The sequence below is a fragment of the Acinetobacter sp. 742879 genome, from assembly GCF_000588535.1.
GTDB classification, from domain to species: Bacteria; Pseudomonadota; Gammaproteobacteria; order Pseudomonadales; family Moraxellaceae; genus Acinetobacter; species Acinetobacter pittii.
In genome coordinates, this window is sequence record NZ_JFYC01000004.1 from 1 (window position 1) to 23887 (window position 23887).

27 protein-coding genes are annotated in these 23887 nt (G+C 37.8%); 4 read left to right on the plus strand and 23 right to left on the minus strand.

Features of this window, described 5'->3' with window-relative positions; genetic code table 11:
- Nucleotides 1-50: 50 nt before the first annotated feature.
- Together J690_RS24800 and J690_RS24805 are read left to right on the plus strand one after the other, a co-directional pair.
- The gene (locus J690_RS24800) at nt 51-560 is read left to right on the plus strand and encodes a helix-turn-helix domain-containing protein (RefSeq protein WP_002120495.1); all 510 of its coding nucleotides are present in this window, start codon (nt 51-53) and stop codon (nt 558-560) included.
- Nucleotides 561-592: 32 nt separating this feature from the next.
- Nucleotides 593-1435: an IS3 family transposase gene (locus J690_RS24805; protein ID WP_265596853.1), complete on the plus strand. Its 843-nt coding sequence runs from the start codon at nt 593-595 to the stop codon at nt 1433-1435.
- A gap of 347 nt (nt 1436-1782) precedes the next feature.
- Here J690_RS24805 and J690_RS10870 read toward each other — a convergent pair whose 3' ends face one another.
- A complete protein-coding gene (locus J690_RS10870; RefSeq protein WP_032035762.1) occupies nt 1783-3189 on the minus strand; it encodes a molybdopterin-binding domain-containing protein in 1407 nt (468 codons plus the stop codon).
- A 559-nt stretch (nt 3190-3748) separates the two neighbouring features.
- On the opposite strand from J690_RS10870, the gene J690_RS10875 reads away from it, so the two are divergent.
- Nucleotides 3749-5041 (plus strand): Y-family DNA polymerase, encoded by a 1293-nt coding sequence (locus tag J690_RS10875; protein WP_032035763.1) that lies wholly within the window; start codon nt 3749-3751, stop codon nt 5039-5041.
- Nucleotides 5042-5133: 92 nt separating this feature from the next.
- The gene (locus J690_RS10880; RefSeq protein ID WP_032035764.1) at nt 5134-5910 is read left to right on the plus strand and encodes a hypothetical protein; all 777 of its coding nucleotides are present in this window, start codon (nt 5134-5136) and stop codon (nt 5908-5910) included.
- Between the two features lie 162 nt (nt 5911-6072).
- On the opposite strand, the gene J690_RS10885 is transcribed toward J690_RS10880, so the two are convergent.
- From J690_RS10885 to J690_RS10970, 22 genes are all read right to left on the minus strand, one after another.
- Nucleotides 6073-6435, minus strand: coding sequence for a BAR domain-containing protein (locus tag J690_RS10885; RefSeq protein ID WP_032035765.1), 363 nt, complete (start codon nt 6433-6435; stop codon nt 6073-6075).
- Nucleotides 6432-6944 carry an endolysin LysAB3 gene (gene lysAB3 / locus J690_RS10890; RefSeq protein WP_032035766.1) on the minus strand — a complete coding sequence of 171 codons (513 nt, stop codon included), beginning with the start codon at nt 6942-6944 and terminating at the stop codon, nt 6432-6434. Before lysAB3 ends, J690_RS10885 begins: the two co-directional genes overlap by 4 nt.
- A complete protein-coding gene (locus tag J690_RS10895) occupies nt 6928-7191 on the minus strand; it encodes a holin (protein ID WP_032035767.1) in 264 nt (87 codons plus the stop codon). Before J690_RS10895 ends, lysAB3 begins: the two co-directional genes overlap by 17 nt.
- 236 nt (nt 7192-7427) lie before the next feature.
- Nucleotides 7428-8474, minus strand: a complete 1047-nt coding sequence (locus J690_RS10900) for an acyltransferase family protein (RefSeq protein WP_032035768.1) — start codon at nt 8472-8474, stop codon at nt 7428-7430.
- A gap of 77 nt (nt 8475-8551) precedes the next feature.
- On the minus strand, nt 8552-9454 hold the full coding sequence (locus J690_RS10905) for a hypothetical protein (protein WP_032035769.1): 903 nt from the start codon (nt 9452-9454) through the stop codon (nt 8552-8554).
- On the minus strand, nt 9438-11195 hold the full coding sequence (locus tag J690_RS10910; RefSeq protein WP_050688038.1) for a sialidase family protein: 1758 nt from the start codon (nt 11193-11195) through the stop codon (nt 9438-9440). Before J690_RS10910 ends, J690_RS10905 begins: the two co-directional genes overlap by 17 nt.
- 50 nt (nt 11196-11245) lie before the next feature.
- On the minus strand, nt 11246-14083 hold the full coding sequence (locus tag J690_RS10915) for a host specificity factor TipJ family phage tail protein (RefSeq protein ID WP_032035771.1): 2838 nt from the start codon (nt 14081-14083) through the stop codon (nt 11246-11248).
- Nucleotides 14058-14429: a hypothetical protein gene (locus tag J690_RS0104250; RefSeq protein WP_032035772.1), complete on the minus strand. Its 372-nt coding sequence runs from the start codon at nt 14427-14429 to the stop codon at nt 14058-14060. The genes J690_RS10915 and J690_RS0104250 overlap by 26 nt, the downstream gene beginning before the upstream one ends.
- Nucleotides 14429-14938: a hypothetical protein gene (locus J690_RS10920; RefSeq protein WP_032035773.1), complete on the minus strand. Its 510-nt coding sequence runs from the start codon at nt 14936-14938 to the stop codon at nt 14429-14431. Before J690_RS10920 ends, J690_RS0104250 begins: the two co-directional genes overlap by 1 nt.
- Nucleotides 14931-15392, minus strand: a complete 462-nt coding sequence (locus J690_RS10925; RefSeq protein WP_032035775.1) for a hypothetical protein — start codon at nt 15390-15392, stop codon at nt 14931-14933. Before J690_RS10925 ends, J690_RS10920 begins: the two co-directional genes overlap by 8 nt.
- Before the next feature lie 14 nt (nt 15393-15406).
- Complete coding sequence (locus J690_RS10930) at nt 15407-19090, minus strand: transglycosylase SLT domain-containing protein (RefSeq protein WP_032035777.1); 3684 nt, start codon at nt 19088-19090, stop codon at nt 15407-15409.
- A 30-nt stretch (nt 19091-19120) separates the two neighbouring features.
- A complete protein-coding gene (locus J690_RS24690) occupies nt 19121-19258 on the minus strand; it encodes a hypothetical protein (protein WP_322835852.1) in 138 nt (45 codons plus the stop codon).
- Nucleotides 19259-19350: 92 nt separating this feature from the next.
- Complete coding sequence (locus J690_RS10935) at nt 19351-19875, minus strand: phage tail assembly chaperone family protein, TAC (RefSeq protein ID WP_032035781.1); 525 nt, start codon at nt 19873-19875, stop codon at nt 19351-19353.
- Nucleotides 19872-20351 carry a phage tail tube protein gene (locus J690_RS10940; protein ID WP_032035783.1) on the minus strand — a complete coding sequence of 160 codons (480 nt, stop codon included), beginning with the start codon at nt 20349-20351 and terminating at the stop codon, nt 19872-19874. Before J690_RS10940 ends, J690_RS10935 begins: the two co-directional genes overlap by 4 nt.
- Nucleotides 20352-20415: 64 nt before the next feature.
- A complete protein-coding gene (gene gp17, locus J690_RS10945; RefSeq protein ID WP_032035785.1) occupies nt 20416-20781 on the minus strand; it encodes a tail completion protein gp17 in 366 nt (121 codons plus the stop codon).
- Nucleotides 20778-21233: an HK97-gp10 family putative phage morphogenesis protein gene (locus J690_RS10950; protein WP_050688039.1), complete on the minus strand. Its 456-nt coding sequence runs from the start codon at nt 21231-21233 to the stop codon at nt 20778-20780. The genes gp17 and J690_RS10950 overlap by 4 nt, the downstream gene beginning before the upstream one ends.
- Nucleotides 21234-21590, minus strand: coding sequence for a phage head closure protein (locus J690_RS10955; RefSeq protein ID WP_032035789.1), 357 nt, complete (start codon nt 21588-21590; stop codon nt 21234-21236).
- A gap of 2 nt (nt 21591-21592) precedes the next feature.
- Nucleotides 21593-21820 (minus strand): hypothetical protein, encoded by a 228-nt coding sequence (locus J690_RS0104260; protein ID WP_032035791.1) that lies wholly within the window; start codon nt 21818-21820, stop codon nt 21593-21595.
- 24 nt (nt 21821-21844) lie between these two features.
- Nucleotides 21845-21988: a hypothetical protein gene (locus tag J690_RS24380; RefSeq protein WP_171073730.1), complete on the minus strand. Its 144-nt coding sequence runs from the start codon at nt 21986-21988 to the stop codon at nt 21845-21847.
- 2 nt (nt 21989-21990) lie between these two features.
- On the minus strand, nt 21991-22278 hold the full coding sequence (locus J690_RS10960; RefSeq protein ID WP_032035793.1) for a head-tail connector protein: 288 nt from the start codon (nt 22276-22278) through the stop codon (nt 21991-21993).
- Nucleotides 22259-23524, minus strand: coding sequence for a phage portal protein (locus tag J690_RS10965; RefSeq protein ID WP_032035795.1), 1266 nt, complete (start codon nt 23522-23524; stop codon nt 22259-22261). Before J690_RS10965 ends, J690_RS10960 begins: the two co-directional genes overlap by 20 nt.
- Nucleotides 23525-23863 (minus strand): hypothetical protein, encoded by a 339-nt coding sequence (locus J690_RS10970; RefSeq protein ID WP_032035797.1) that lies wholly within the window; start codon nt 23861-23863, stop codon nt 23525-23527.
- Nucleotides 23864-23887: the final 24 nt, after the last annotated feature.

The window sequence follows — 23887 nt, forward strand, 5'->3', positions numbered from 1 at the left end:
CTGAACTGCACCCCATAAGTTAGACTTTTAAAACTTATGAGGTGTGCTCTATGCCAATTCCGAAGCATTCAAAAGAGTTAAAATTAAAAGTCATTCAAGCTTATTTAGAGGGAAGTAAAGGATATAAAATCCTTTCACAAGAATTTAATGTAGATCTCCAAACCATCCGCTTATGGATTGAAAACTATAAGGCACAAGGTGAAGATGGCCTGAATGTTAAAACTAAAAAAACCTACTACTCTTCCGAATTTAAAATCAAGGCTGTACAAATGCTTCTTGATAAGATACCGGTAAGAGAAGTTAGAAGACGGTTAAATCTGAGCGGGACGTCAATTTTAAGAAGGTGGCTAGCTCAGTATCATAAAGAAGGGATTGCTGGGTTTAATACCACGAGGATTTATACCAATATGCTTAAACAAGATAAAACTAAAATAACCAAGTCTGTAAAAGATGACAAAGATAAATCTCAGCAGGAGCTCATTGATGAAGTGACCGCTTTACGAGCAGAGGTTGCCTTTTTAAAAAAGCTAAAAGCCTTAAAACTGAAGCAACGTACCTAAATTCAATTTCTACTGCAGACAGTGTTCAAGTTATTTCAGAATTAAGGCAAATTTATCCATTAAAGCTCTTACTCAGTATTGCCAAGATCGCTCGTAGTACTTATTTCTATCACATGAAAGCTGTACGCTCTAAGGATAAATATACTGAGTTAAAACAGCAGATCAAGTCCATATATCACAAGCATAAGGGATGCTATGGCTATCGTAGAATTACTCTTGCTCTGAAAAGTACAGGAATAATAATCAACCATAAATGTGTATATCGTCTTATGAAAACTATGGGACTTAAATCACGTATCAGAGCACTAAAATATCGCTCATATAAAAGTGGTTGTGTCGGGATGGTGGCCGATAACATTATGCAACGGCAATTTAAAGCGAACCGTCCCAACCAGAAATGGGCAACTGATGTGACGGAATTTAATGTTAACGGTGAAAAACTTTATCTATCACCAATTATAGATTTATTTAATGGGGAAATTATTACATTCCGGATCCAACGTAAACTCAATTATGAGTTAGTGAAAGATATGCTCATTCATGCTTTAGCTAAACTTAAGCGACATGAGAAACAAATTCTCCATTCAGATCAAGGATGGCAATATCAAATGGCTCATTATCAACAGCAATTAAAGCAACATGGTTTAATTCAAAGTATGTCTCGTAAAGGAAATTGCTTAGATAATGCTGTAATAGAAAGCTTCTTTGGAATATTAAAATCGGAGTGCTTTCATGGTGAAAAATTTCAATCAACTGATGAGTTAGAGAAAACTATACGAGAGTACATTCATTATTATAATCATGAGAGAATCAAGGTGAAGCTACAAGGTTTATCCCCTGTACAATATAGAAACCAGTTTTTAAAAACTGCTTAACTAACTGTCCAACTTTATGGGGTCAGATCATTCCACCGTAGAGGGGGCACGAGGGTTCGTCACTAAAAGAATTAACTTTTAATGCTTTTTCGGAACGGTCTGCGACAACCGACTGGCAATGTGGCCAGCAGGCAAAGGATAGTGCCCTGCTCTTTAGCAGTCAAGCACACAAAATGACATTTGTTTTAAATTAGATCATTAAAAAGTAAGGATAAATAATGAGATAGTTATTGTTAAATGAGGGTTTATAAAGGTGGGGGATTTGGCGGCTATAACTTTATAGGCTGTAACCTTTTAAAAAGTTTAAAGGTTACACCACCCAATTAAGTTATAAATAGAAAATAGATTTAATCTATTTTCATAAAATATAAATCAGTGCCTTTTGCAATTGCCTGCTCTTGAAAAGGTACTATCACAATACAATTAGCTTTAACAAATGGCTCTATTCGATATGACTGTTGTTGCTCAATAATTTCTAATACATATTCCCCATTCTCTTGAGCCTTATAATGACCCCACAACAACTTTCTATTTGTCACATCAGGAACAATCTCTATGTCAGTTTTACCTTTAAAGTAAGCATGATCAAAAAAGTTTGAGATGTGCTTATTCAAAATATATTTCACAAAAGCATGCATCAGAATCGTAATATCTTGGATGTCACCCGGTAAATTAATGATAGTCGCTTTGTCTTCTGTAACGACTACACGCATACCTTTATGATTACCGCTTTCATCATATATCTGCACAGTCTCACGGCTAGGTGGAGTCCTATCTTGGCCTTTAAGAATTTTAATTTCATTAGCTGGTATACAACGTGTATTCAAGGCCGATGACATGCTGCTTTGATCAAAGATTGGAAGTTTTTCAAGCTGGAATAAAGAAGAACGATTATTTTGATATGTGCAGCAAAGAATGAAATCAAAGTTTGAGGTTTGTTCTTCAAAGAACTTTATATAATCGTCCCTGCTCGTCGTTAATGAGTCATCTAAAGCTGGGTCATTATCTTTTTTAAGATTATTAAATGCCGCATCAAAACGTTCAGGTTTGAGTGATTTGATTTCTACTTGCTCATAGCCCCATGTTTTCAAGACATCTTTAACATAAAGACTTTCCTCACTCATTTCTTCTTGATCAAAAGAATGCATACTTACAATGAGAATTCTGGGATTTTTATATATAGATAATTCTTTGATTCCCGCTCGTCTTAAAACAATTAATTTTTCAGGAGTCAGTTTCTCATCTTTTTTTAGAATCACATCGCCTTGTTTAAATATACTGCCCTTTGGGATAACACCATGCATGGCAGGAATAAAACCATTAATCTTTTTAGCATCGGTATCAGAAAGATCTAATCTTTCATCTTGTTCAGCAATCACTGAGTCTAGAGACTCTGGTAATTTTGTATAGGCAGGAATTTCTAACAAACTTGGAGCTTTTAGATCTAATTTATAAGGATTAATAGATCTATAAAGCTGTTGTCCCCAATAATACCAATGAGTAATTAATAAAGGGCTATCTTTACTTGCAGATTGAGTTGTTTCTGAGTTAAGAGCCCAACCCGCATATTCAGATAAATTATGCAGAGGATAATCCTGTGAAGCATATACATCACTTGCGTTAACTTGATTTATTGCTTTATCCAGCTCTACAGTTTCTTTTAAATCACCTTTAGGCAAATTTATATTGATAGGATAAAAAATGTCCGTTAAATGATTTGGTAAGTTATCTGGTATTGGAAGTTTTTTTTGCATAAATATAGATCCTAGAAGTACCTCAAATAGGAGGTACTTCGCTAATTTTAATTATTAATAAAGAATTTATCGTTATCTAAAACATTCGGTATTAAAAAAGCTCCAAACTGCTTCAGCCTTTTAGGAAATGAAATTGCTCTTTTAGGCGAATATAGAAACTGAAATTAATTTATAAAAACAATAAAAAAGCCCTAAACCATTATAATTTAGGGCTTTTTAAGTCATATAAAGCTATTCGAGTTTATATGACTTTAAATCTTGGTAGGTATATCCAGACTCGAACTGGAGACCTCTACGATGTCAAGGACAAGCATATATATTTATTTTCAAATACTTAAAATACTATTGACGCATTTCTGTCGCAGATCATAAATTAATAAAAGGCCAAACTCATCAAAATTATTCAGGATTAATTCATTCAACCGTTTAATTTCCGACCAAATGCACTCATTCTTGCGACCTTAATTGTCGTGTCCCTGATTTCCAAAGATTTTTATAATTTGAATTTTTTAAGCCTCATCTCTACCATAAACTTGAATTTGTAACGAAATCAATTTTTATGAAACCGCGTATTTTTTGCTTGGTTGACGTGAACAACTGCTACGCCAGTATAGAACGTTTCTTCAACCCTCAATTAATTAACAAACCTGTTATTGTGCTTTCCAATAATGATGGTTGCGCTGTTGCACGTTCAGCTGAAGCGAAAGCGATTGGTATCAAAATGGGTGATCCACTATTTAAAATTATTGATTTAGTAAAACGACATAATGTAGCTGTACTCTCCAGCAATTACCCTGTTTACGCTGAAATGAGCCGTAGATTTCACGCAATATTAAAACAGTTTGTAGCTCCTCATGAGCATGAGACGTACAGCATTGATGAAGCTTTTCTGGAGCTGACAGCATACAGACAGAACTATGATTTAGATGCCTACGCCCGCCTCATGAAAAATCGCATATGGCAATGGATCGGTCTACCAGTATGCGTTGGAATAGGCAGAAGCAAGACTGAAGCCAAGATGGCAAATCATCTTGCTAAAACCTACATGACATTTGATGGGGTGTGTAACCTAACCACCTTTGAAGCCAATATTAGAGATTTACTTTACAAACAAACTCACGTATCAGAAGTATGGGGAGTCGGTAGACAACATTCTAAGAAACTAGAGGCGATGGGGATTAGCAAGGTCTATGATTTAATGATGGCTAACCCTTACCATATGGAATCATTATTTAGCGTTGTTATGAAGCGTACAGTGCTGGAGCTTAACGGTATTGCATGCATCGAAATTGAAGACACCCCACCCTCTCGCAAACAAATCATTTCATCACGTGCATTTAAGCAAAAAATAACTGAAAAGGACGATTTAAAAGAAGCCATTGCGCGAAGGACTCAAGAAGCATTTACGCGAATAAGAAAGGATCAGGCTCTATGCGGCTGCATCATCGGCTTTGCTCACTCAAGCCCGTTTGATGTGAATAAGCCATTCTATAAAAAAGAAATTTCTCAACCCTTTGCTGTACCAACAGATGACGTTAGAAAGCTTGTAAAAGCGACCACTAGAATGATTGATTACATTTTTAAAACTGGCGTGGACTTCAAAAAATGCGGGGTTGTTTTGACTGCACTGGAGAGCAAGCACACTTATACTTATGACTTACTAACGGATTATAGTGACCTAGAAAAAACAGAGAATTTGATGTGTGCTATTGAAGGGATACAAGAGAAGTTCGGAAAATTTAAATTAGGTTTTGGCGGGAGCATGTATCAAAATCGGTCTTGGTCGATGTCTCAAAATCTTAAATCTAATAATTATTTTACGTTTGAAGGCATGTTGACTATAGATAATTAACAAAGATAGTGTTTAGATCAATAAAAAGTAAATATTATGCTAAACAGCACCCATACCATTCTTTTATAGATCGAATTTGGAACAAATAAGATATGTTTTTAGTCAAAAGTTGCACAAGAAAGTATAATGTTTGCAATTCCAAAACTCTCAAAATTGGCACACTACATGAGTATAGAGAAACTGAAAGTGAACAAATTGCTGATAAAGAGGAAGGTTTTTTCAATATTTTTTTTGATATCAGGGACAAATACATAGAAATTGATTTATTCAATCATTTAAATAATTCCCATAATAGTTATCTAAGAGCACATGTTGAAAATTTGGAAATAAAGCATTCATATGGTAAATACATAAAAATTGATTATCGAGCAACATATAACTGGATCAATAATAATCGATTTATTTTTTGTATATCAAAACTTAATAATCATGAAGATTCAAAAACTATTTTCCCAGACTACGATGATTATTGGTATGTAAGTTACTTCAAAAGAGCGCGCTTTGTAGAAGCAATTGAAAATGCTTTAATTGATGAGATTATTAAAATGTTAAAAAGTGGTGATCAAATATTTCAAAAGCATATTGAAGATCCCAAAAAATTAACTGTAAAAAGTCATTTTCAAGATATCCTTTACAGTGATAGAGATTTATATTTAGATAACCATAATATAGATGCCATGCAAAGTGACTTAATAGACATATTCAAAAATATCAAATATTTAAAACCAGAAAGATACAACAAAGAATATGAATTTAGGATAGTTTTTGACTTTTACGAAAACGGAATTTTATTACATCCAATTATTAAGAGTATTATAATTCCTGACAATATTTCACACCTAATAAAACAATCAGATTTTGGAGAGTAAAATTATAAAAGCCCTCACCTGAGGGCTTTTCCTATTTCTATCCATGCATCTACTTTAGCTGAACATTCATTCCCTTTAGCTAATGTATCAATAATCCATGGAGTGATAACTTTACCCGTCCCATCTTCAAGCTTATTAAATCGCTCGCATGGTTGCATTAAATTAGCTGGTACGTTTGGCTTCAATAAGACTGTTGATCTGGTACACCCCGTCAGAATCAATACAACGATTGAGATAAACAGGACGCTCAATGATCTTTTGCACTTCACGTTCAACATACTCGACTTTTGTGCGTTGTTCTGACTTAAGCTGTTCATACTCTGCGCTCACTTGATTGAATTCGTCTTGTGCTTCAGCAAGCGCTTTTACTTGCTTTCGCTCAATATCTTGTATTTGTGACTGACATTGCTGTTCAGCTTGTTTCAAAAGGCCTGCATAGCGATTTGTGATAGCTGTCTGTATAACAACCACAACCACTAAAATAATGATTGCGGTCCAACGCTTATTTAAGAGAATCCAAGTCATGAGTTTTCACCTACGCACTTTTGATGACGCTCAAGCTGTCTAGTCCACACGCCATAACAATTATTTTTACGAATGCTGCAATCCCGCTTAGCGACGTATTTCCACTTCAGCAATGCATCACATGCCTGTCGGGGCTTATTCGCTAAAAGTAGCCTTCGCATAGATGAGCCAGTCCAAGCTGATTGCCCGTACTGATAAATAAAATCCAAATAGACTTCATATTCAATTTGAGTAAGCTTCACGTTAGGCAAAGATTTCTTTAAAAATGCTTCATCCTTACTTACGTGATTACGCAGCCATTTATCAGCGGTATCTCGGCTAATCGGTGGATCGTTCATTTTTACTTTTTGGCCGTTCGGTTTAACGGTTGTGCCATGACCCTGTGTAGGAACATCACCAGCAACAGGAATAACGGGTTTTGCTGTATAACCTTCTTTATTTTTTAAAGGCACAAAAAAAGCAGCCGAAGCTGCTATAAGTACCACCGCAATTTTAGTCTTGTTTGACATTACACTCACCTTTTTCTAAGCTTTCTAAATATGCTTTAAGGGCAATTTCATCACGCTTATTTTTCTTTTTAGCGTAGTACCAGTTCATTAAGAAACCAGCCAAACCGATAATGATACTTACCCAAAAAGCTAGATCAATTGAGCCGATCCACGCTGAAGCTGCTCCTACCACACTACCCCCGTATGTTGCAGCTTTACTTGTCGCCAAAGCTGTTGACGTGTCTATAATTTGCTGATTATCTGCCATGACCCATTTCTCCAGAATTTAGGCAATAAAAAAGCACCCAGATTGGGTGCTTCATTTCAAGAAAATTTCTAATCTTTATTTAGAAACTCAATTTTTAGTGAACTTTTCAATAACCATGTAGCAAGAAAAAGTAAGAAAGCAATAAATATAAAAACCTTATCCCCCGAAACTATGCCACCGATAAGCGCTAAAATAGTTAGAATAAAGAATGTCACAACTATAAGTACTTTCATCAACTAGCTTACCTGTTCTATCTTCTTCACTTCAAAGGTAGTAGATTTTTTACCAATCTTGATAAATGGTTTTTCATAAACTCGGTATGAAATATTTGCAGCAATGATTGTTGCGACTGAAGTAACAATAATGCAAAGTACTGGTTGATGAACTACCTTGTTAACAAACATGTAAACGACTGGATGTAATAAGTAGACACCATATGTAGCTTCACCCAAGTTTGCAAAAGGTTTAGAAAACCAATTTGGCAATTCTATCTCAAGCTTATAGAAGCCTAATGTCAAAGCTATTGAAGCCAACGCAAAAACAACCCGGTTTACCCCAGTAGTGATGTTAATCTGATCACCAGCAACTGGATACAAGCACAAAATAGCAAGAGAGATTAAAACCAAAACACTAGCAATGTTTTTCATGCTTATTTCATGAAAGTTGTAATACAAAGCCAAACCACAAGCGTATAGGAAAAAATTGTTAAAAGGATTAATGTATGTTTGCCATTGTTCTGACAGAGGCTTGCTAGAATCTAACGCATAAAAAGCAAAATAAATCCCTACAGCAACCAAACCCAAAACAGCCAAATTCCCTAACTGTTTATGCTTAGCATAAAGCATAATAAGCAATGGAGTGAATGCATAATAGAATGTTTCATTACCAATGCTCCAAGCTCCAATGTTTATATATTCTGCTGGCGCAACAAAACCAAATAATAATGTTGCGTTTAAGAAGATTTTATATAAATCAATTTGCCCATGTAATATAAAGCTTATGCCTGATACTACGGCTATTGCTATCCATAAAAGTGGCAAGAGCCTAAATAAACGACGGACAAAGAATACAAAAGATGTGTGAAGGTCTTTAATATAATTGTTGTATACAATTCCCATACTTAGACCAGAAAGCACAAAGAATATTGAAACTCCATATACTCCAAAGTTACCTAAAACACTTCCTGACTCTGGATGAAACAACTGCCATCCTATTAAATGATAAATCATGATTGCGAAGGCCATTAACCCTCGCAACCAATCTAGGCTTTCAAATCTTTTCATAATTTCAAGGTTATAAATTTATTAGCCCAAACATAATACCGTATTCAAAAGAAGCATTGCCAGCCAATTCAAAACAATTAAATATTCATATGAGATAACGCTAATGCTCTTTCATTATTCATATCATCAAATAGAAAAAAGTGCTTGGCTGTTATCTCTGAGAATGCTCGTTTCGGCGCTCCAGCTGAGTGATAATTCACACCACCAAAATCTAAATAAGCATAAAAACTATCAAAATTTGCTGGATTCATTAGAGGATTGGTAACTAATTGGCCGTTTCTATAACCTTCTCCAGTAGTTAAAATTTCAGAAGTTCTGAAAACAAACCGATTATTAAGGTCTGTTGTCATGTTCATATCAATATTTACATAAGTAGTGCTTACAGTGCTATTTTGATTAGCAGTACCTGTTTGACGTCTCAAAGTTAAAAAAGTCCCATTTGAAGCAGTCAAAACGAAGAAAAGCGGACTAACATTATTTTGTTCGTTATGTAAAGTTATGCCTGCATGAATCATTTGGGTTGGTGTTGATGGAATTTGTGAATAAATTTGCAGCCCCACCACTGTACCCTTACCTTTAAAACCTATTTTTTTTTCAGTAGTAAATATGCCTCCATTAACTACATCATTTCGCAAATTGTTAAATTTTATACCATTAGCAGTAAGTGTCGGGTAAACACCAGTCCCATATAGCTGAGCTATTAAATCTTCACCATCAATAGCATAGGCTTTTACAACCGCATTTCCCTCAAGCTTTAATCCAAATTTAGAAGAAACCCATGTCCGAGCTGCACCATAAAGGCCATTATCAATCAAAAATTTGAAAGCAATTAATGTCGCAGCTTCATCTTGAATTACACCACCATCTGCTAAGACTCTTTGTTTGTAAATATTAAAAGCATCCTCGGCTGTTACTGATATTGATTTCCATGTACCAAAATTATAAATGGATGTTTTGTCAGATTTAAATACTAGTGACATTGTTTACAATCTCCGAAATGGTAAGAAGTTGAATGGCTAAGTCTTCATTTGTGTTCAAACCCACCCATGTTTCGTTGTGCTCCATGAGTAACAAGTAAATTCCATCTACCCATTTTATCAATTGGGTATAACCCACATATTTGGTATCCAAGAAAGGCGCATAATGGATAGGGAATGTATTGCAATCATCGTAAGAAAGTGAAAGCCTAAACTTTATTCTCTTATTTGTTGGATCTATATCATGACTTACAATATGCAAACCCAAGGCAGAGTCATAAAATAGAAAGGATTGGTTTGTAACGCTTGCTACTTTGTTCGTATGAATAATTTTCCATGTTTCACCCGAATCTGTACTTTTTGCAAATGCAGCAAACATAGGATTACTTGATTTGGGGCGAATACTCATAATCAAATTATCTTTACTATCAAAAGTAATTGAAGGCTCTTGCCCCCAATTTGATTGAATTATCCATACGTTTGAGTAAGCCCAAGAAATACCATTGTTATCAGAGTAGATACATCCCGCATGACCTGTAGCAGAATATAATGCAACAATTAAACGACCTGTTTTTAATTTTAAAACTTCACATGTTGTACCTAGTGCTTTTAAAGCTGAAGTCGGAGGATTGTTAATGTATGAAAGCTCTAAAGGTTCTGTCCAAGTAACACCCTCATCAGATGAGTATCTAACATATCTAATGTAATTCACCTTATTTGTTGATGTTTCTTCTACATAACCAATAGATTTTTCATAAACCATAATTAAGCGATTATCATTTGTTCGCCCTAGGTGAGGATGTTTAACAATCCCCGCATCTGAATCTGGGTATATAAATAATTTTCGATCTCGAACTGTAATATTGAAATTACTATCAATATCAGCAAAGCCACACCAAAACGCTGACCCTGAACCATCTCCATCGTATTCTGCTTTAGTTTGCCGATGCCAAACCATAAATAAGCCAGTCGAAATTTTGATGGCTGCTATCATTCGATTCCTTAAGCCATCAGATTCGTTACGAGTAATAATAGATGTAAATTCTGACCGAGGCGGATACTTGTTTTTTAGAGAATCTTGGTAAACTTTCCCAGCAACTCTGTCAAAGTTTGGAGTTTGAAAAACATCTAAAAGACTTTTATTACCAAGATAAATATTATTAGGAAGATGGAGGTTTGAGAACTCATCGAAATATCCAAATACATTACCCTCAGAATCTTCAAATGCATATGGAATCACACCATTACGGTTAAAGACTTTAACCTTTAAATCATTAAGATTATCTTGAACACTCCCATCTAATCCAACTAATTTTTTACCACCTTCTTTAGTAGTATATTCATACATAAATCCGGAGCTATCCTCATGACGCTCCAAGGCATCCTCAGCATCTAATGGCATTCTCCCATCTAAAGCTTTCTGAGCATCTATTAAAGAGTTTCTACCAGTTGGCACCCAAGAAGGACTTGGAAGAGATTGAGGATCCCAGCGATATTCATTACCCGTACTATCATCACGACCAAGCTGCCAATTATAGCTTGGTGTAATTTCTTGCAACCGATCTAGTGTCGGAGCCGAAATAAAACCACCTCTGTTTTCAGCTTCACGAGAAACCATAGGCAGAGATTTATATGGCAACCCAGAACGCGGGTTCACAATCATATCTTCACCCGCACCTTGACGAATATTTTCAAGGTCAATTTTCGCACCCGCTATATCTTCAGGCTCAAGCATCTCATCCATTTTTTTCTCCAAAAAAATCCCCGCACAAGCGGGGATTCTTAAATATTTACTCAGACTAAGTTGTTCTTTATGTCATTATCATTCTGATAATAACGGGGGTCAAAATTGATAGATGTAAGGACATTCTGAAAAATGCCTTTAACATCTTTTTTAGTCACTAAAAAAAGTTGATCATTTTGGCGATCATCAGCTGTAATTGAATAAACGGTCTTGACCTCTCCTTTAGTCACCAGTGATTCATTTGGAGGGCGTGAAAGCACAAACTGAAAACTGTTTTCACCCTGAACGATTGGGATAACATCAATCATTTTATTCTTGAGCTGCAAATGAATAAAAAATTCATGATCTGTATTTAGAACACATGGTTGTGAACCTGTAATCGTAAGTCCATTCCAATCTAGGATTTCACCAGATAACACCATTTCATCAGGATCACCCAAGAAAATAGGCGTTAGCCGAGTATCATCAACACATGCAACGACATCTCCTTGATTGACTAGCTCAGCTTCCGCATACGCCTCATACTGACAAGAAACTCGTTTAAACCGCAACTTATTCCATGCTCGCCAAGCAACAATATGCGCTTGCTGTTTGTAGACAATCCCATAACCCGTTATTTTGCGTGGGTTATTAATCTGCTCGTTAGGTATTTTTAAAGTCTTTTCAATCCAACCCTCTTCACTATCAACATAAGTGAGTTCTACACCATCGTAATAGTTTTCAACTTTAAAACTATTTGTACGGGTTTCAGATTGTGGCTTTTTATTCCGATGATTAAATAAAATGCTTGGCACATTATCCGAACGTTCAAAATCGTAATAAAGCGTTATTGAACTTCTTCGGTCATGACAGCATGTTACAGCTGCAATCATCCGCATAATTTCTTCAAATGATTGGTTAGCATCATCAAGCGTATAATTAAACTCTGCCATTTTGGAAGAACCAAAATATTCAGTAAGTTCATCTACCACCCGATATAAAGCTTCTACATCAACTTCAGAAATTACCCGTCGACCTATTTTGTCTTGTAAAGCAAGTTCAATGGTAAGGTCCGCAATATTACGCGAAGGAATACGGGTTCCAGAACGTACTCCTGTTCTATAGCTATAAACCAAGCTTTCAGCGATACAGTTTAATTCACGGCTATCTAAAGCAGTGGCTGTACGTGTTGCCTGTGTTCTACTACGCAGCAAAGTACGATTGTCATACACCAGTTTTTGCAAATAATGGTATGCATATGCACTGACAAACTTTGTCTCATCAGACAAATCTGCCGAGTCACCATTATCATTTGTTCTGCGCGCACGAAACCGAACAGCTCCAGAGAACGGAAGGTCAATCCACATTGAACCGCCGACACTATCTCTATTGTTTGGCTTGCCAGTTAAAGAAATCGTTTTGGTATAAATTATGCCAGTAGGCTCACCGCCAACTACGCTTTGATACTCAACACTTATCTCTACAGTTTTTGCATCAGAACCTTGATAGATACCGTTTAAAGCCTGAAAGTTCAGCAGTAACCCTGTGGCATCTTTTGAATCAATGGTGAACCACCCAATGTAGTTCTCATTACTGCCACGAAGCTTAATTGTACCTAGACCCGTTTTCTGATCAGTTATATCTGCCAATTTATACCAATCAGGATTTACAGCACTTGGAGTTGCTAAAGCAATCTCCTTGTTATCTACATCAACACCTGTGACTACATAACTTCCATCAAGAAAAATATTCGCACTGTTTGCAGTAAAACTTGCTGAGATATTTTCGGATGCTGACTCGGTCAGACTGGAGAAATTAATATTGGTATTTGTTGGATTAGTTAAAGTAATCGTATAAATACCCCCGCTATACACAATGCTCGTCACATCATATAAGCCTGCCAAATCTAATTGACCATTAACAGGATCAGTCACTAGAAGAGACGTTACATTAATCTTTCTATACGTGTCATACCCTGTCACAGTCTGATCTGAGGCTATGGACAATGTTTTGTTTACGGGATCAATATTGGTTATGCCTGTGACATTTAAATCCGCAATTCCAAAATTTGCCCCAGAGATAATCAAAGATTCATTAACTAAAAACTTTGAGAAATTACCCGCTGTATCTGAACTCGTCGTTTTAATCAAATTAGGAAATTGAAAATAAATGTCTGAAGCTTCAATACGGGTACTATTCGGTGATAAAGCTGTTTGACCATTTACCGATGAAGTCTTTTTTGCAATCATCGGCGGCTGATCAAATGTATCCCCCCATTTAAAAATATTTTCAGTGCCTATTAATGACTGTCCAATCCCATAGACCGTTACACTTGTTCCCGAAATTTCCTGTATAGGTGTATCACCCTCCTTGAAATCAGACACTTGAACATGGTTTTCACAAATACACATCAAAGTTTCTTCAACTTCGACATCATTTTTAAAATAGCGAACCACTGGAGCAAATAAATCAGGAATAGACTTTACACGCCCAAGAATAAATGGAACCCGCTGCTTAAGACGCTGGCGATTTTCACGGTCTGATAAATTGTTATTACTGGAACCCGTGCTTGTACCTGCATTATTAAGTGGTGCTTTAGGCACTTTAACTAAAGCGGATATTCCCGCCCCAATTACTTTACCAACCACCCAGTTAACCATCGAAATTAAATCACCAGAATATAAAACTATGGTGCAGTCATCATTCGATTCCATTAGCCGAGCAATTGCCTGTTTGTCACCTGATCCAGTAGGCGTTATATTATTTTCAGGGCATGGATTACCTTTAAAGATAAGAGCTTGCGGGTACTTATTCTTGTATTGAAGGTAGGTGTATAAAATACTATCTGTTTCTAAAAAATATTTGTCGGATCCATCAAGTGCATTATTGATGATACAAATTTGGCTCATAATAACGAATCCTTTTAAAAATCTTTCCAGCTTGATGCAAAGTGATCCGCTGTACACTTTGCTCTGTTAAATGAAAAACCTTATGGCGAAAAAAAAGCCCGACATGCGAGCTTCCGTTTAAATGTGTCATCAAGACAATGCAGCCTTCGACTGGATTCTTAATCAGTTTGTTCCTGTGAACCGTCTCACGGGACGTTTTTAAAGTCTCATCAATAGAACCCGTTAAACCGATAAAGCATTGCGAATAATCCAGCCCATAAATATGCTTTGCAGCTGCTATCACGAAATGAACACAATGAAAATTAATTGGATCATATCTAAGATGAAATAACGGTCTAATATCCATCAATAAAACCCTTTCAAGCTTGGATCAGTACTTGCAACATAAAGCTCACCAGTACCCGAATCATTTAAATTAGGTGCATTAGCTTCAAAAGTTGAACCCTTGTAACTACGTGAGACATTTTCAATAAGCAATCCCTTATCAATAAAAGATGGCTCGTTATATACCCCCGTGAGATAAGCTCTATAATTCAGTACGGGCAAAATTGGCACATCATCAAGATAAACCTGATCTATTAAATCAGGGATTTGCTGGCCTAAATCTGCGACTGAAACTCTTATAGTCTGATCAAGATTGTCTTGATCACTTCCACGCTCAATAGTAAGTATGGTTGGCTTATATTCAAAAAACTGACCGTCCTCATGAGTTAAAATCAAAGGCTCACTAGAATTAACAACATAACGCAAGGCCTCAGACCAGTTCGGGTGAGTAACCTCAATTGACTCAACCAGACCAACCGATCCACTCGATTGATCCAAGAGAGAAAGCATAATTGGTGTGATCTTAGCCATTGTTAACTCCAGTCGCTGCTGGGAACCATTCATTAGGGATTTTCTCAACATCTGGAGTTAAACCTCCTTGGCGATAATTAACGATATTTCTATCATCAGTTTCACTTCGGTATACGGGTTTAACCAAGACTTCAAACGTCACCTTAATGACCACCTTATTTCGATATGATTCACTTGGAAGTGAAGATGAAATAAAGCGACACTCACATTCTTCAGAAATCCCATTATCTAATGATAATTTCCAAAGCCAGTTTTCAGGTTTACGCTGCTTGAGCCGCCAGAATGCCCAAAAGTACTGGCGCTTGCCCTTCTTATCCAAAAGCACGGTGACTTTTACACGATGATAAGCGCCAATAAAAAAGGGGACCTGTCTCGGTGGCCCCCCTTCACTTTCTTGTTCCCTAAGATTATTCCCTGGTGTAAAGCTATAGCCTTCTTTCATAGGGCAAAGCATGAATCTATCCACCTTTAACCTCCCCGATTACGGCCCACATTAAAATTATCCATTACAGCCCTAGATTCATCACTGTTTGCACGATTTAAGTTTTCCCATGATCTCGCTATACGCTCATCAACAACATCAATCGTTACCCCACCGTTTGAATCTTGACGGGCAGTAACTACGGCACTGGTATTGTTGTTAATCGTAATGTTGATTTGGGAATCAAAACGTTTTTCAGCCATGGCTCGCGTAAAGTCTTGGTTTTGACGCGGGCTTAATACACGCTCACCTTTGTTTAATAACCAAGTACCTTCCTGCGGTACATAATCAATACCATCATGGGCCATACCCGTTAAGTTAGTTGACTTAATTTGTGCAACTTGGGCCAACTGAACTGCGACCGCAGCACCCGCCATCACAGGCGCCAAATAAGGCCCCACGTAAGGAATAGCAGCTACAGATGCATAAACGTCCGAGAATGTTTTTGGTGCGTTAATGATAGCCTGAGCAATAGCAAAAGCTTTTGACATTGCAAACATTGCTTTATAACCAGCTGATTGCTCACCAAGCAAAGAACCCATTAAATCGGTCATGCCCGACAAAGTATCAGATGCCGCCTTAGTGCCAAGTGAAGCCTTATCAAGTTCATACTGCTGGTCAATCATAAACATACGTTCTTTATGAGCCTGCCATATCGCTTCCCTTTCAGCAGCAGTTTGCGCCAATGCATCTTGTGCATTTGCCAACGCCATTGATTGAGAAGTTCGGCCTTGCCGCTGCTGATCAAGTTGGTAAAATTGACCCGTACCATTCATATCAGCGTAAGTTGCATCCCATGCACCACTCGCTTGAGTTGCCTGATCTAAAAGACCTAGCTGCTCTTGAGCTTTTGAAAGTGCAATACGCTGCTGCTGCTCATCTTTTGCAAGTTGAGAATTAAGTAAAATTTGCTCACGCTCAAATGCATACCGAATTTGAATATTTTCAATTTCAGTTCGCAAGAATGCACTCGCATCACTTAATCTTTGCTGTTGCTCAAGTTTCTCCCACGCAATTTCCTGTTCTTTCTGACGATCTAAAGCCGAAGTAATTTCTGCTTTTTTAGTCTTGTTCAGTTCAACATCAGCCAAGACAAGTTGCTTTTGATTTTCATAATCGCGTTCAATCTGCTTGATACGATCAGTTTCAAAAGCAAAGTACTGGTTATACTTGTTTTGCTCATCAGCAATTAATTTTGCCGACTGAGCAGCATACAGTGCGTTTTCCTTATCAATCATTTCCTTAAGCTGGGGTGTACCACCATAAAGGATAGCTGCTTTTTCAAGGTTATCTTTATGGTCCTGTAAAAGCTTTTGAGGCTCGGTCAGATAATTGCCTTCATAATCCTTGCGAGCATCATCAAGCTTTTTCTTTGCTTCAGCAGCTTCATCAATTAACCCAAGTAGATCACCCTGTGACGGGTTTAAAATCGAGTCATCAACAGTGGATTTACCATTTACAGCAGAAAAATATTTAGCAAACTTAGGATAATAACCTTGTACCTCTTTGGCTTTTTTTGGCGACATTTGACCTTTTCCATAGCCAATATTGCCATCTATATATCTGTAAGTTCCAGTTATCCCAGCATTAATTGACATTAACGCTTTATCAAGACTACCAAACTCTTTAAGACCTAGAGCAATTGCATCAGCTACAGCCGTAGCCTGTGCCTCAATTGAATTCCCACCTTTAGATAATATGTCCTTATATTGTCTCCTAAATATGCTTGTGGTCTGAAATAACCCTGTTGCCCCTGTTGGACTAACTGCCTTTTCATTTCCACCAGATTCGCCTAAGACATATGCCGCTAAGGTTCCTGCTGGCAATCCATACAAACCTTCAATCTGGGCAAAGTTATTTGCCTTAGCAATACCTTGGACTTTTGCAATAGCTTCCAAGTCCTGCTTTCCGAACTTATAGTTTTTCCGATTGAAAGATTTCAAAGTTGCATTCACAACTTCTTGTGGAAGCCCAACCTTAAAAGCATTTTCACCATTCGCACTTACCTGAGCATCAGCAAACTGCTCCGCTTGTTCTTTAGACCACCCCCCCATACGCATTGTATTTTGGATGTATCTTTGTCTTGCCTCATCTTGATTAATTTGCGCAATATAATCTCTTTGAGATTTGGTGAGTAACTGGTATTTTGCAACAGCACTATCTAGTACTCTATTTTGATCCTCTTGAGTCTTGGTCACTTTACGGTTTGCATCTGACAAGCTATCTACTAAACTCTTTTGGTTATTCAATTTAGTGTTTGCTTTATCAGCTATGCCCGCATACTCAACCATATGTGAGTTGTATACGTCTTGAACATCACCGAGTGAACCAATCAAATCGGATAACTGTGTTGCAGTAATCCCCCCAGCTAAATATTGTTTACGCCACTCTTCAATCAATTGGGCAGATCGACTACTAACGTTAGCAACATTGGCAATACTACTTGCATAAGCAGCAACTTGATTTTCAGCTTGCTTATATTCTTCAGTAGCAGTAATTAATTTTTGTTGCTCATCGTACAAAAAGGCTTTTTGTTTAGCGACACTCAATGAATCATATTTACCAATCAAACTTTCAATTGATTCACCCTGATCATTTAAGGATTTTGTACTTTCATCAGTAGCAGATTTCATTGCATAGTATGCACCACCTGCAACAACTGCCTGAACAGCAAGCATAGCTAGACCTGCTGGGCCACCCAAGAAAGCAACCGCACCACGCAAAACCCCCATTGAAGTTGCTGTAGTAGCTGCTGCACCTTGCATACTAATTAAAGTAGCTTCCATTACACCAGCACGTATAGCTGCCATGGTAAACGTGCCAGCTAAAATAGTGCCCTGTACAACTAACTTTGTACCAATCGCAGCAGCTGCTGCTACCGCTACAGCTTTAATCGTATCGGTATTTTGTACAACCATTTGGAGAGCTGGGATAACGTCAGCAACTAGGCCATTTTTCAGACCTTCCCATTGCATTTCAAAAATCTGTAAATTCTTTTGAGCCTCAACCAAACTTCCAACCATGTCATCTGACATAACCGCGCCAGTTTCTTTAGCTCTATCACCCCACTCTTTAAATAATTTTCCGTTATTTTCTAATAGTGGAATAAGCTGGGAAGAGTCAGAAATAATCTGCTCCATATAGAATTTAATATCGTTTTTTGTAGCGCCAACTTTCTCTAATGAATTATAAAAAAGTTGTAATGCTTCAGGTCCAGATAACTTTTGAAACTGCTGAATAGTCACGCCAACTAATGGGGCGATATTCTCAAAAAAGTCCGCAAGTGGCCCACCGCCTGTTTGCTGAAAGTCACCGATACGATCTTGCATATCCTTCATTTGATCGGCGAATTTTTCAATGCTAATGCCAGCAGTTAAAGCACCTTTAGAATAATATTGAAATTGCGATACTGAAGAATTTGAAAGCTTTGCAAGTTTGTCTATTTCATTGCCCGTTCTAATTACTTCTAAAGCGAATGATGTAACACTCGCTACAGATAAACCAGCAACAACACCTTTAAGCACAGTTAAGGATTTGCCCACCAAATCAAAGCCATCGGCCATTCCCCTTGTACTATTACGCGTTTGACGCTCGGCACGTGACAAACCTTGGATATATGACCCAGTATTTGCCAGCAAGTTTAAGGTCAAAGTACCAAGATTAGTTGCCATAAAATTTCTCCAGACATAAAAAAGCCACCGTTAGGTGGCCTCTTGTTTTCGTTTTCGCTTCATTGCTTCTTCTTCAAAGGTAGTTTCAACCTCATCCTCATGAGGCATAAAATCATTCGGATCTGCATGATCTTCTGGCTTTACTTTCCCATTGTGATAGAAGGCCATTAAATTACCTATTGCCTGCTCAACTCTACGACCAACAAAAAGCGAGCCTCGTTTTGCACGATAAGCTCGCCAGATATTAACTTCCCAGTTACTTAAGTTTCGCCATGTGTCTTCGATTCGGTTTCCACCGATTCCGCAGATGACGAGTTCACACCAGAATTCGTACTCTTCGAATTCTTTTTCTGAGACTTTCCCGAAAACTTATTCACCGAGTCCGCAACTTGATACAAGGCTTCAACAAAGATTGGGTCAGAATCAAATACATCGTCTACAGACTCAAAGAACTTAGTGCCCTTTTCATCTTCACAAACCGATCCCAATAACTGAGCAGCACGTAAAAGACGGTGATTAAGGCCAATAACTTTCGAGTTTTCAATATTTTCAAAATCAAAGTCCCATTGGTAGGCTTTTGATGTTGCTTCAATATCTTCAAAGCTCAAACGCTTAATAAAGACTTGACCCGAAAGGTCCACCATTTCACCAAACTGAAGCTCAAGATTTCCCGTTGAATCCCGAAGAAAAGCAAAGTTTTCTTCAGTAACTTCAACAGCCCAATTAACTGTCCGCTCAACTGGAGCAGCGATTTTTGTTACCCCTTTTAATGATTTGAGCTTCATGCTGTAACCTTCCACTCATCAATAATTTCAGATTGGCGACGTAACGGCAAACTATGATTAAGAAGCGATTTCGCTTCAATCACTGGTTTACCTCGACGCAATTTTACTGTCGCATATGACCAAGAGCGAGTATCAGGCAGATCCACCACATTATCCGTTAGAGTTGGCGCACCTGTACCATCAGAATAACCAGCGTACAGAACAAAATTTTCAAGTGATTTTGCAAACTCAAGTACTTGTAAGTGAGTCGCATTTTTTGGGTCAGTATCAATTGCAATTGATCCGTCGCCCGGCTTACCAAGAATGAATTCACTTTGATCAACATCGGGATCATCTAAGCAACCGCTGTCATATTCATCATAGTTTTCATCCCCCCAATCGAAGGTTTTAATACAAAGTAATTTGGTCAATGTAGGAACAGTGCCATGCAATGCCCAAAATTCTGTACCTTTACCGACAATACCTTTTTTAGCCATGAGATTTGCTCCTTATAGGCAATAAAAAAGCACCCTTAAGGGTGCTAATGTTTGAATAATTTAATTAAGCTTCATGTATCCAGCTGGCATCAAAGCCGCGGAAATATTGTTTAGTTGGAGGGTCTACACCGCTAATACGTGGGTTTAATATGTAGCAATAAAGCTCTAAAGCCTTGCGTACAACAGAACGAACCTCGGAGGCACGCTCCGCATTAGTGTCATATACTTTTAACTGATACATAACATCATCATTATCTGCTGGCATGTTATCTACATAATTTAAGGATTTACCACCAAGGTCTTGCCATACGACATAGGGAACCGTTGCCCCTACGGGAGCAATATCTTCATATACCCTTGGCTCAGCACCCAAAATTGCAACAACAGCAGGCGATTGTTTTAATGTTTTATAAATAGGTAGGTAACTCATAATGTCGCCAACTCCTTATCCACTTCTTCACTAAAGACTTGGGCGAAGGTTTCAATCACGTCATCAATTTTGCTGTAAAAGGCAACACGCATAAAAGGAATTGCAGGAACATAAGCAGTCCCGAACTCAACGAAACGCCAGTGACGAGTATCACCACCACTTGTAGGCTTTAGGGTTGCAGCAAATGATGCACCGCCATCAATACCAACACGCATTTTAATTAAGTCTCTGTTGCCAACTTTTCCTGCTGCAACTTTGATGTTTTTGGAAATATTGGCACGGGTTTCAGGATCATCAATTAATTGTGCATTTTGCCGAGCAGCATCACGCACTTTATTAAATCCCTTTCGAGCTGCTTTTCTCGCAATTCGTCTTGCTGTTTTCGGATCAGCTAAATGTTTTAATTTACGTGCTGGATTTTCTTCACCACTCCAGATTGCAAATTTTTCCAATTAACCCTCCTTGAACTTTTCCACTCCACTCGAAAGCAAAAAAGTACTGTAGATGTTCCCCGTTTCAGGGTCATTCAAGGCAGGACCATCAATTGCGTATTTCACACCTTTAAAAATAACGCGCATTGAACTATCAATATCTGTTCGATGTCGTATCTTTAATCGTGCTACAACTTGCGACTGGTTCCCTTGGGCTGCAATTAAGTCACGTGCAGATAAAGGGGTAACTTTGGCCCATAAATGCAAAAAATCCTGCCAATTAGCAGGACCTTCATAACCATTTTCATTTCTTTTTGAGCCTTCATCACGTTGTATAATGACTCGGTGACAAAGCTCTCCAGCACTAATACCCGACATAATTAGTCACTCAAATATTCAGGATTATCGTCATCATCTTCATCATCAGATTGCAACATTGAGATTAACTCACTGTTCTGATCCATGATTTGTGCCATCACCTCGTTCTGAGCTTTGACTCCCTGAATTAACTCCCGAACCACTAGAATCAATTCGTTGACCAGCGAGCCATTGCAACAACAATTTCCGCTTTCGGTCTGCTCGCTGGAGGTTTTGTTTAATCCACTCACGCCTCGCCTCACATCCTGAACATGTCATTTTGTCCAAGCCTCATAAGCCAATTGAATTGCCAAAATCTTAAAAACCCCATTTTCTCGAATGAAGAGACGATCTCCATGCATAAAAATGAGGTTTTTATAATGTGGCGTTTGTTTAACCCACTCAATAAATTCATCCATAATTAAATCGCCAATGGCACATAATATGGATTAAGAAGGACCAATACAGGTTGCGGCAGGAAAAAACCATTAGTGGGCATTTCACCCTCTAAATTTCGATACTTATCGTAATAGCCGCACAACAATAAAATTGCTCGTTGCTGAGCTTTGTTTTCTGCATCGTACTTAGTCAACACATGATCTTTTACAGCCTGCTCAGCTGCATCAAGCAAGCTTTGTAAATCATCCAGATCGGCACTGCCTTCATCATATTTAAGGTGACGGATTACATCATTCACTGTCAGCGGCATTTTTACCTCCTTTGCTATTAGCAAACGGGTCTTCCTTTGAATCACGTTTAGCCAAAGCTTCCAATGAAAAGTTTTGCTGCTGCATATATGGAGTATGCCCACCAGCAACGGGCTTATAATTAAACTTGGCTCTAGCCTCGTCAGGTGAGAATATGCCCCGCTGAACACCAAGAGCATAGAAGTTCATTTGAGATGTTGAATCCATTCTCAACAATGCTTCAAGATTCAAAAATGCTTCAAAACCTGACTTTTTAAGCTCCAGACCTTCATCAAGCATATTCTCAATTGCTTCAATCAAGCTTTGAAGACAGTCCCCATAGTAAATAAGGTTCATATCTTCAACTTTCTGGCCTTGCGGAATTCCACCAACACCGATTTTAAAAGCAGGAACATTAAATACTGAGCAAACTACCTCAGCACTCATTTTATGTTGCTCAATCATTTGGGCATCTGAAGCAGGAATTGCCATAGGGACATATTTCATATCCCCGCCTAAAATTGCAGTTTTACCTACATTTCCAGAAGAGTAATTTTGGTTCCAAGCATCTCGGATTTTTTTTGCATCCTCATCAGATATTTTTCCAGCACTGGTCAAAATACCACTAGGTCGACTCATATTTGCAAAGAAACTTGATCCATATTTTTGAATGGCAATACCTTGTGATGCAGCCAAGGAGCAAGCAACAATAGGACTCAGTCCAACTAAAGGATGATAAAAACAGTTCCAACGATCATGAATAATTTCAGAAGCTGGCAAAATTAAGGACTGGCCGACTTGGGCCAATTTATCAATACTGATTTGATAAAAAACTTCCCCAGCATCACTTACCAACGGCTTAACTAAATCAGGATTTAAAACAATTAAACCAATGATTTTCCCAAAAGCATCTCGAAATTTTAAAACGTAGGTATTCCCACGAGTAATTTTTGAAATAATCCAGTATTCCAAAAACTGCTGCATGGTTTGAAATCGATTTGGCTTTTCAAGAAACTTAAAACGTTCATCTTTAGTGGAAACCCAAACAGAACCCTCTTGCTTACGCAGCTCAAGGGGTAATTTCCCAATATCTTTTGAAATTAACGAAACACAGGCAAAAACTGCATGAAATGAGAGCAAATCTTCACGCTTTAATTCCATATTTCGTTGCCAAGCACCCATGAATGACTCTTGAACAGAGGTCCACCCACCTGTACCAGACACAGGTGTCATGGACTTTCTACGGAAAACATTGCTTAGAAATCCCATTTATGCACCCTTTTTACCTGTTTTACTGGAGGATTTGACAACTTTTGGAGCTGTCTTTATAGGATTCTGCGGGGCAATCGGTACAAAACTACCGAAATCATCAACTACTGGGGTTCCATTAAGATTTAATAAAACACCTTCGGGTTGAATAATTAATCCTTGAATTGTTTTTGGAGAATTTTTACCCAATGACTCAGCTTTTACTTGTTCAAGCTCAGAACCATCAATTAATTCAGCTACACCCAACAGTAAAAGCAAATTAGCTTCATAATCTTGAACATCAACCTCTGTACCAGCTGGACCTGAACACAAATCGACAAGAAATTTGACTTTAGGCATTTCGATACCTCTTTAGGCATAAAA

Bases quoted from the DNA above. Each gene is read 5' to 3' on its own strand.
- J690_RS24800 (WP_002120495.1), top strand. From the start codon at position 51: ATGCCAATTCCGAAGCATTCAAAAGAGTTAAAATTAAAAGTCATTCAA.
- J690_RS10870 (WP_032035762.1), bottom strand. From the start codon at position 3,189: ATGCAAAAAAAACTTCCAATACCAGATAACTTACCAAATCATTTAACG.
- J690_RS10875 (WP_032035763.1), top strand. From the start codon at position 3,749: ATGAAACCGCGTATTTTTTGCTTGGTTGACGTGAACAACTGCTACGCC.
- J690_RS10880 (WP_032035764.1), top strand. From the start codon at position 5,134: ATGTTTTTAGTCAAAAGTTGCACAAGAAAGTATAATGTTTGCAATTCC.
- J690_RS10885 (WP_032035765.1), bottom strand. From the start codon at position 6,435: ATGACTTGGATTCTCTTAAATAAGCGTTGGACCGCAATCATTATTTTA.
- lysAB3 (WP_032035766.1), bottom strand. From the start codon at position 6,944: ATGTCAAACAAGACTAAAATTGCGGTGGTACTTATAGCAGCTTCGGCT.
- J690_RS10895 (WP_032035767.1), bottom strand. From the start codon at position 7,191: ATGGCAGATAATCAGCAAATTATAGACACGTCAACAGCTTTGGCGACA.
- J690_RS10900 (WP_032035768.1), bottom strand. From the start codon at position 8,474: ATGAAAAGATTTGAAAGCCTAGATTGGTTGCGAGGGTTAATGGCCTTC.
- J690_RS10905 (WP_032035769.1), bottom strand. From the start codon at position 9,454: ATGTCACTAGTATTTAAATCTGACAAAACATCCATTTATAATTTTGGT.
- J690_RS10910 (WP_050688038.1), bottom strand. From the start codon at position 11,195: ATGGATGAGATGCTTGAGCCTGAAGATATAGCGGGTGCGAAAATTGAC.
- J690_RS10915 (WP_032035771.1), bottom strand. From the start codon at position 14,083: ATGAGCCAAATTTGTATCATCAATAATGCACTTGATGGATCCGACAAA.
- J690_RS0104250 (WP_032035772.1), bottom strand. From the start codon at position 14,429: ATGGATATTAGACCGTTATTTCATCTTAGATATGATCCAATTAATTTT.
- J690_RS10920 (WP_032035773.1), bottom strand. From the start codon at position 14,938: ATGGCTAAGATCACACCAATTATGCTTTCTCTCTTGGATCAATCGAGT.
- J690_RS10925 (WP_032035775.1), bottom strand. From the start codon at position 15,392: ATGCTTTGCCCTATGAAAGAAGGCTATAGCTTTACACCAGGGAATAAT.
- J690_RS10930 (WP_032035777.1), bottom strand. From the start codon at position 19,090: ATGGCAACTAATCTTGGTACTTTGACCTTAAACTTGCTGGCAAATACT.
- J690_RS24690 (WP_322835852.1), bottom strand. From the start codon at position 19,258: ATGGCCTTCTATCACAATGGGAAAGTAAAGCCAGAAGATCATGCAGAT.
- J690_RS10935 (WP_032035781.1), bottom strand. From the start codon at position 19,875: ATGAAGCTCAAATCATTAAAAGGGGTAACAAAAATCGCTGCTCCAGTT.
- J690_RS10940 (WP_032035783.1), bottom strand. From the start codon at position 20,351: ATGGCTAAAAAAGGTATTGTCGGTAAAGGTACAGAATTTTGGGCATTG.
- gp17 (WP_032035785.1), bottom strand. From the start codon at position 20,781: ATGAGTTACCTACCTATTTATAAAACATTAAAACAATCGCCTGCTGTT.
- J690_RS10955 (WP_032035789.1), bottom strand. From the start codon at position 21,590: ATGTCGGGTATTAGTGCTGGAGAGCTTTGTCACCGAGTCATTATACAA.
- J690_RS24380 (WP_171073730.1), bottom strand. From the start codon at position 21,988: ATGGATGAATTTATTGAGTGGGTTAAACAAACGCCACATTATAAAAAC.
- J690_RS10960 (WP_032035793.1), bottom strand. From the start codon at position 22,278: ATGCCGCTGACAGTGAATGATGTAATCCGTCACCTTAAATATGATGAA.
- J690_RS10965 (WP_032035795.1), bottom strand. From the start codon at position 23,524: ATGGGATTTCTAAGCAATGTTTTCCGTAGAAAGTCCATGACACCTGTG.
- J690_RS10970 (WP_032035797.1), bottom strand. From the start codon at position 23,863: ATGCCTAAAGTCAAATTTCTTGTCGATTTGTGTTCAGGTCCAGCTGGT.